The sequence below is a fragment of the Fuscovulum blasticum DSM 2131 genome, assembly GCF_003034965.1.
Taxonomy (GTDB): domain Bacteria; phylum Pseudomonadota; class Alphaproteobacteria; order Rhodobacterales; family Rhodobacteraceae; genus Pseudogemmobacter; species Pseudogemmobacter blasticus.
On record NZ_PZKE01000041.1, the window covers coordinates 1 to 5,997 of the forward strand.

A 5,997-nucleotide genomic window follows, 5' to 3' on the forward strand; every position below is an offset into this window, starting at 1 on the left:
GCCGTAGCCCTGATCGGCGCAGGCGCCATTGACCCGCGCCCGATGATCACCGGCACCTGGCCCGCCGAACAGGCATTGGCCGCCTTTGACGCCGCCCGCGACCGCGCCCGCTCGGTCAAGGTTCACATTTCCTTTGCCGGCGCCTGACCGCCCGGCGCTTCCAGACAGAAAGACGACCCCATGAGACAGACCTGGCGCTGGTTCGGCCCCAAAGATCTGGTTTCCATCGACGACATGCTGCAGGCGGGCGTAGAGGGTGTGGTCACCGCGCTGCACCACGTCCCGACAGGCGCCGTCTGGTCGCCCGAGGAAATTGCGCAGCGGCAGGCCGTGCTGGCGGTCATGAAGGACGGCGCCCCCTCGGGCCTGAAATGGGAGGTGGTCGAAAGCCTGCCCGTGTCCGAAGACATCAAGCGCCAGACCGGCGACTGGAAAGCGCATATCGCCAACTGGAAAACCTCGATGCGCAACCTGCGCGATGCCGGGATCGAGGTGATCTGCTACAACTTCATGCCGATCCTTGACTGGACGCGCACCGATCTGGCCTACCGGCTGCGGAACGGGGCCACCTGCATGCGGTTCGATGCCATCGACTTTGCCGCCTTCGACCTGTTCCTGCTGAACCGCAAGGGCGCCGCCGAAAGCTATGCGCCCGAGGTGGCCAAGGCCGCCGAAGCGCGCTTCGCCGCCATGTCCGATGCCCGCAAGCAGGAACTGGCGGGCAATGTGGTCTTTGGCCTGCCCGGTGCCGCCGAACGCATGTCGATGGAGGATGTGAAAACCCATCTCGCCCATTACGACAACATTTCCGCCACCCGCCTGCGCAGCCATCTGGTTGATTTCCTGGCCGAGGTGGCGCCCTTGGCGCAGGACATCGGGATGCGGCTTTGCTGCCACCCGGATGACCCGCCCTTCCCGCTGCTGGGCCTGCCCCGCATCATGTCGACCGAGGCCGACTACAAGGCGGTCATCGAGGCCGTCGATATTCCGGCAAACGGCATCACGCTCTGTACCGGCTCGCTCGGGGCGCGGGCTGACAATGACCTGCCCGGCATGATGCGCCGCCTGGGGGACCGGGTGCATTTCCTGCACCTGCGCAATGTTGCGCTGGAAGACCGCGCCCTTGGCGGTTCTTTCCACGAAGCCGCGCATCTGGAAGGCAACACCGACATGGTCGCCATGATCGCCGCCGTTCTGGCCGAGGAAAGCCGCCGCAAGGCGGAAGGCCGCGCCGACTGGCAAATCCCGATGCGCCCCGACCACGGGCAGGACATCCTGGATGACCTCAAGCGCAAGGCGCAGCCCGGCTATCCGGCCATCGGGCGGCTGAAGGGCCTGGCCGAACTGCGCGGCATCATGACGGCGCTGGCGCACCCCGGGGTCAGCGTGGCGCAATGATCCGGCTTTCGTCAGGCGCGGTGCCGCAGGGCGCGGCGGAATGGCCGGGCTATACGCCCGAGGCGCATGGCACCGGCATCGTGCATCTGGGCCTTGGCAACTTTGCCCGGGCGCATCTGCTGGCCTATACCGATGCCGCGCTGGCGTTGCAGGGGGGCAACTGGCGGGTGACCGGCGTGTCATTGCGCGGCACCGCCGTGGCCGACAGCCTGATCCCGCAGGATGGCCGCTATACGCTGGTCACGCGGGGCGAAACCGTTTCGGCCCGGGTCATCGGCGCGCTGGCGGATGTGCTTGCCGGGGCCAATGTCGGCGCGGCGGCGCTGGCCGCGATGGGGAACCCGGCCTGTCGCATCGTCAGCCTGACCGTCACCGAAAAGGGCTATGGCATCACCAGCACCGGCGGGCTGGACCGCAACCACCCGGCGGTCAAGGCCGATCTGGCGCGGCCCGACGCCCCGTCGGGCGTGATCGGGCTGATTGCGGCGGCCCTGGCCGCCCGCCGCGCGGCGAACCTTGCCCCCTTCACCGTGCTGTCCTGTGACAACCTTTCCCACAACGGGCAAAAGCTGCGGACGGCGGTGCTGGAATTCGCCACCGCCTGCCATGGCCCCGATCTGGCCGACTGGATCGCCACAAGGGCCAGCTTTCCTTCAACCATGGTGGACCGGATCACCCCCGCCGCAACCCCCGCCACGGCAGCAACGGCCGCCGCGCTGACCGGCCATTCCGATCTGGCCGCGGTCGAGACCGAGCCCTTCACCCAATGGGTGATCGAAGACGATTTCTGCGCCGGTCGCCCCGCCTGGCACCAGACCGGCGCCCTGTTCGTGCGCGATGTCGCCCCCTATGAACAGATGAAACTGCGCATGCTGAACGGCGCCCATTCGATGCTGGCCTACAGCGGCCAACTGGCGGGCCGGGCCTATGTTCGCGATGTGATGGCAGACCCCGCCCATGCGGCGCTGGTCCGGCGGCATCTGGCAGCGGCGGCCGCCACGGTTCAGGGGCTGACGCTGGATCTGGATGCCTATGCCCAGGCCCTGTGCGATCGGTTCCGCAACCCCGCCATTGCCCATGCCACGGCGCAGATCGCCATGGACGGCACGCAGAAGCTGCCGCAGCGCATCACGGCCCCCGCCTTGCAGGCGCTGGCCGCAGGCACCGCCACCCGCCCCTTTGCCTTTGCGCTGGCGGCGTGGCTGGCCTGGCTGGCCCGGCGCGATGCCTTGGGCCAGCCGATTCCGGTTGATGATCCGAAGGCCGCGCCACTGGCTGCCGCGGTCGTGCAGCAGACCACGCCCGCCGGGTTGATCCGCGCGGTGGCCGGCGTCTGCCCCGACATCCTGCCAGAGCCGTTGCAAACCGGGCCGTTCGGCGCAGAGCTTTGCGCGCTGCTTGACAACATCCAGACCCAGGGCATGACCGCCGTCATCGCCCGCGAAGCGGCGCCATGACCATGCGCGTGCTGTCAATGGGCGAGGCCATGCTGGAACTGTCGGAACAGGCGCCCCTCTGGGCGCTGAATGTCGCCGGCGATACGTTCAACACCGCCTGGCACCTCAAGCGCCAACTGGGCGACGGGGCCGAGGTGGCCTATTTCACCGCGCTTGGCACCGATCCCTTCTCAGACCGGATTGCCGGGTTCATTGCCGCATCCGGCGTGGACACCCGTTTCATCCGCCGCGATCCGTCGCGCGGGCCGGGGCTCTATGCCATTTCGCTGAAGGATGGCGAGCGCAGCTTCACATATTGGCGCGATCGGTCCGCCGCGCGGCTGCTGGCCGATGACCCCGCGGCGCTGGCCCGCGCGCTGGATTGGGCCGATACGGTCTATCTCAGCGGCATCACGCTGGCCATCCTGCCCCCGAAGGGCGCGACCGGCTGCTGGCGGCGCTGGTCCGCGCCCGGGCGGCGGGGCGGCGCATCTTCTTTGATCCGAACCTGCGCCCGCGCCTGTGGGAAGATGCCGCAACGATGCGCGACATCATCACCCGCGCCGCAGCCATTGCCGATATGGTCCTGCCCAGCTTTGAAGATGAATCCACCCATTTCGGCGATGCCGACCTGGCCGCCTGCGCCCGCCGCTACGGCGCCGAACAGGGGCGCGAGGTGGTGGTCAAGAACGGCGGGCAGGATGTGCTGCTGGCAATGAACGGGGTGCTGTCCCATCACCGGCTGACCGCCGTGACGCCGGTGGATACCACCGGCGCGGGCGACAGTTTCAACGCAGGCTGGATCGCGGCCCGCCACCGCGGGCTCCCGCCCGAGGCCAGCCTTGCCGCCGCGCATGATCTGGCCCGGCATGTCGTCTCGATCCGCGGGGCGCTCAGCTAGGCGCCGCCGCATCCGCCGAACCCGCCGCTTGCGGAACACGCGGGGGCAAGGCGCCGTTCGCGCCGGCGACAAGGAAATCGACAAGGGCCTTGACCTTCAGGCTGGTCAGGCGCCGCCCCGCGTGCAGGACCCAGACCTCGGCCACCGCCTGCGGCACCTGGCCCCAATCGGCGAGCCGGCCCGCCTTGATGTCTTCGGCAACCAGCCAATACGGCAAGACGGCAGCCAGACCACCGGCCAGCAGGGCATCGCGCTGCATCAGCAGCGAAGGCAGCGTCAGCGCGGGGGCCAGCGTCAGCGCGGTTCGCGTGGTTCCGCGCAGGGTTTCAACCGCAAGGTTCTGTTGGGTGAAACTGCGCATGATGGCCGGAACCGGCCCCGTTCCGCCCGTCGGCAGCGCCAGATCGGGCGAAGCGATGACATGGGAATGATCCCGCATGATGCAGCGCCCCACCAGGCGGCTGTCCGGTGGCGGATTCACCCGGATGACAACATCATAACCCTCTTCCACAAGATCGACCTGCCGGTCCGTAGCCGTGACCTCCAGCCCGATCTGCGGAAAGGCATGATGGAACCCGGCGGCGATCCGCCCCATGAAGCGATGCCCGAACACCAGCGGGCAACTGACGCGCAACCGGCCGCGCGGCACCCCGCGATCATGAACCAGATCGGTCATCGCCGCCCCCACCTCGGCCAGCAGGTCGTGGGTTCTCTGGTGCAGCAGGCGCCCTTCATCGGTCAGCGCGAAGGCCCGGCCGTTCCGGTCAATCAGGCGCAGCGCAAGCGCATCCTCAAGCGCCCGCACTTGCCGCGACAGGGTGGCCTTCGGGTGCCCCGACGCCGCGGCAGCCCGGCCAAACCCCTGATGCTGCGCAACAAGATCGAAGGCGGCAAGAAGGTTCAGGTCTGACTTGTGTTCCATAACTGGCACGCTCTGTCTGAAATTTGGATTCTTGTTCCAAAATAGAAACACAATACATCTGCCATATCCAGCATCCATCGCGCGGAAGGCGAACCATGACCAAACCGTCCCAGCAAAGCTACCTGACCGACCACACGCCCTCGGCCGCCGATCTGGCCGTTCTTGCCGAACTTCGGCGCCAGTCGGAACCGTTCAAGGGCACGTTGTCGGCCCCCGAAGGCCGGGCGGCCTATGACGCCATGATGGAAATGACGCCGGGCGCTGCGGGCGTGACGCATGAACAGGAAACCCTGCGCGGTGTCGCCGGTGTCTGGTGCCGCGTTGCGGGCGCAAGGAAGGGCCGGGCAATCCTTTACCTTCACGGCGGCGGCTATGGCGTCGGTTCGGCCTGGGCCTATCGCAACTTCGCCGGGCAATTCGCCGCGCGCACGGGTATCAACGTCTTTGCCGCAGATTACCCGCTGGCCCCGGAACACCCCTTCCCCGCGGCGCTTGACAGCGCACGGGCGGCCTATGCCGGGCTGGTGGACAAAGGCCATGACAAGATCCTGATCGCAGGAGATTCAGCCGGCGGCGGCCTGACGCTTTCGCTGCTTGCCGCCCTGCACCGCGCCCCGGAAGGAATGCCCGTGCCGGTGGGCGCGGTCGCCATGTCCCCCTGGACAGACCTTACGCTGTCGGGCAGTTCGATGGTTTCGCGTCAGGATGAGGAATTCTATCTGACCCGCCCGGTTCTGGAAGGCTTCGCGCAGAACTACCTGGCCGGCGCCAACCCCGCCAACCCGGCCGTGTCACCGCTGTTCGGCAATCTGGCAGGGCTTCCGCCGGTTCAGGTGCATGTCGGCACCGCCGAAATCCTTCTCGGCGACAGCGAGCGTTATGCCGAGAAATCCCGTCAGGCCGGCAATGCGGTTTCGCTGCACCGCTGGGAAGCGATGCCGCATGTCTTCCCGTCAAGTTTTGCCATCCTTGACGGGGCCGAGCAGGCGATGGCGCTGATGTCCGGCTTCATCGCCCAAACGCTGGACCGCTGAACCCGGTCTGGCCGGGCGGGGGCGGGCCGCATCGCCACCACGGCGGCCCTGCCCCCCGGCCCCCGACTTCGAAGGCCGCAACTGCGCGGAAAGACGGGCATTCTCCCGCCCGCAACAGAACGGAAAGCCCGTTCCTTCCGTCTGACAAACTTCGGCAAGACGTTCTCTGCCGCTGCCTTGTCCTTGCTGCGGATGCAAAGGATAACCGGCGGGCTTCCGGCACTGGCCGGACCCTGATCAAGAAGACGAGGACCACAATGTCGCCGATCCTTTCCCTTTCGCGCCGCGCCGCGCTTGCCCTTGTGG

General features: G+C 67.6%; 4 protein-coding genes and 1 pseudogene. 4 read left to right on the forward strand and 1 reads right to left on the reverse strand.

Annotation, left to right across the window (positions count from 1 at the left end; all coding sequences use genetic code 11):
• Nucleotides 1-180: 180 nt before the first annotated feature.
• The 3 genes and pseudogenes from uxuA (at nt 181) to C5F44_RS17445 (ending at nt 3,735) form a co-directional block, all read left to right on the forward strand.
• Nucleotides 181-1,398: a mannonate dehydratase gene (gene uxuA / locus C5F44_RS17435; protein WP_107674901.1), complete on the forward strand. Its 1,218-nt coding sequence runs from the start codon at nt 181-183 to the stop codon at nt 1,396-1,398.
• Nucleotides 1,395-2,855: a mannitol dehydrogenase family protein gene (locus tag C5F44_RS17440; protein ID WP_107674903.1), complete on the forward strand. Its 1,461-nt coding sequence runs from the start codon at nt 1,395-1,397 to the stop codon at nt 2,853-2,855. The genes uxuA and C5F44_RS17440 overlap by 4 nt, the downstream gene beginning before the upstream one ends.
• A 29-nt stretch (nt 2,856-2,884) precedes the next feature.
• Nucleotides 2,885-3,735 (forward strand): annotated as a pseudogene (locus C5F44_RS17445) (sugar kinase).
• On the opposite strand, the gene C5F44_RS17450 reads toward C5F44_RS17445, so the two are convergent.
• A complete protein-coding gene (locus C5F44_RS17450) occupies nt 3,728-4,657 on the reverse strand; it encodes a LysR family transcriptional regulator (protein ID WP_107674905.1) in 930 nt (309 codons plus the stop codon). The pseudogene C5F44_RS17445 and the gene C5F44_RS17450 overlap by 8 nt on opposite strands.
• Nucleotides 4,658-4,752: 95 nt before the next feature.
• Between C5F44_RS17450 and C5F44_RS17455 the strand changes: the two genes are divergently transcribed.
• Complete coding sequence (locus C5F44_RS17455) at nt 4,753-5,691, forward strand: alpha/beta hydrolase (protein WP_107674907.1); 939 nt, start codon at nt 4,753-4,755, stop codon at nt 5,689-5,691.
• Nucleotides 5,692-5,997 lie beyond the last annotated feature (306 nt).